Source organism: Rhodopirellula sp. UBA1907, from assembly GCF_002337565.1.
GTDB classification, from domain to species: Bacteria; Planctomycetota; Planctomycetia; order Pirellulales; family Pirellulaceae; genus Rhodopirellula; species Rhodopirellula europaea.
In genome coordinates this window covers 18,258-19,964 of the sequence record NZ_DDGH01000042.1, presented here as the reverse complement: position 1 = coordinate 19,964, position 1,707 = coordinate 18,258, and the positions used below count along the sequence as shown (strand labels likewise).

Annotated in this window: 1 protein-coding gene and 1 pseudogene; both read right to left on the bottom strand. The window is 59.1% G+C overall.

All coding sequences use genetic code 11. From position 1 onward, the window contains the following. Positions 1–138: 138 nt before the first annotated feature. Positions 139–492, bottom strand: a pseudogene (locus tag B2R17_RS28325) (hypothetical protein); the annotation flags it as partial. 8 nt (positions 493–500) lie between these two features. Beyond that, the gene (locus tag B2R17_RS09385; protein ID WP_286763788.1) at positions 501–1,349 is read right to left on the bottom strand and encodes a CAP domain-containing protein; all 849 of its coding nucleotides are present in this window, start codon (positions 1,347–1,349) and stop codon (positions 501–503) included. Positions 1,350–1,707: the final 358 nt, after the last annotated feature.

Sequence of the window (1,707 nt, the reverse complement as noted above, 5' to 3'; positions counted from 1 at the left end):
GGATGGCCATGCCAATGCGGAAAACCGTCCAGGGTTGGCGGGCGTGCGGAGGTCATGCTCGGCCCTCCCCTCGCTTTGCTCGACCCTCCCAGAGGGAGGGTGAAGTGTTGATTCGGCTGTTGAGATGGGGCGTTGGAGCTCGGTGAGCTCCGGCAACGTGACGTCATAGCGGACCCAACGTCCGTGCCGAACCTCTTTGCGGCGGCGGTTGGTTTTCAGCTTCCAACCTTCGCGGCGGACTTTCACGCCCGCCCACAACGATTTTGTCTTGCCCCAATCATCATCACCATCAAAGCGATCAGGGACATGTTTGAGAAGTTGATCCGCCAACCACTGAACTGATTGGCGAGCTTGATCGGGCGTCATTTCGACGCTGGTCGCCGGCGTGATCTGCGGCGCGGTCAGCGGTATTTGCCCACTGCACCGCGCCAGACATCCTATCGAACCCGATGGCACAACCGCCGACTCAGCCAGAGCGACGGCCATCACCATCGCGGGAATCAGCGATACACGACGCAGAAGTAGACGCCATCGCGACCGCGAGCCATCGCTGCGCCTGCCACTCGCATGTTGGGATCGCTGGTGTAACAAGCCGAAACTCCGGCGGGCGTGTGGGAACTGCTCCATCCGACGCCCTCATAGCGTCCGGGGGCAAACGATCCTGACGGATGAGTTTTCAAACCCGTCGACGCCATCAACTGAGCACGCCGTTCCGCGACCGCTTGCAATTGCGGATCATACGCAAGACCACGTAGTCCTTGTCGAGACCGTTGTGCGTTCAAAGTCGTCAAGACATTCGAAACCGCTCCTCCACCGCGATGCGAGCTTGCAACCGAATGCGAGACCGGCGCCACTGAAGGCTTGCTCGCTTGGTGAACGACTCGGCCTGAGTGAACGACTCCGCCCGAGTGGACGACTTGCCCTGAGTGGACGACTTGGCCCGGGTGAGCAAATTGGCCGTTGTGAATCACTTGGCCGCTGTGAACCACTTGGCCTTCGTGAACCACCGGGGTGCTGTGGACGACAGGCCCCTCATGAATCACCCGGCCGTGCTGCACCGGATTTCCCACCGAAACCGTTCGGCTGGCAACCGGCGAACGAGTCACCATGTTGCGGTTCTGACCGCAATTGGTGCAACCAGATCCGGTCGGGATCGTTGTCACCTGAACGCCTCTGCCATTGGCCGCATGCGATTCGTTTGGCGTGACCAACATCGAGCCAAAGGTGATTCCACCGATCGCGATCAATGCGGGTAAGTGAGGCACAAACAGTCGAGGCACAAAGCCTTGCACGAGTTCGGCCAACGAATTCAGTTCCGGCAGACGGGACGCTTCAATCAATCGAGACATTCAACACTCCTGAAGAAAAGGAGCCGGCGGAGCCAATCCATGGTCCAAGTACGAGTCACATCCTGCGGGGCACCGGCGAAATTCCGTTGCCGCGAACCATTGCGATAACCCGCATCACGAAAAGGCCTTTTTTCCGAGAAGGCACTCGATTTGGCAGCTTGCGCCGATGGCCAATGACGGAAGTACCCATCCGTTCACCACTTAGAAATGAAGCCATCGACCGAAAAAGTTTCCAACGTCTTTCGGGTGATGAGAAACCACCTGTCAAACTAGGCAAAGCTGCTGCAGCCAAAAGACGCCGGGAGACAGTGATGTCCCCGCGCGAACTACCCCCTCCCTCGCGTACGCCTGAACGGCG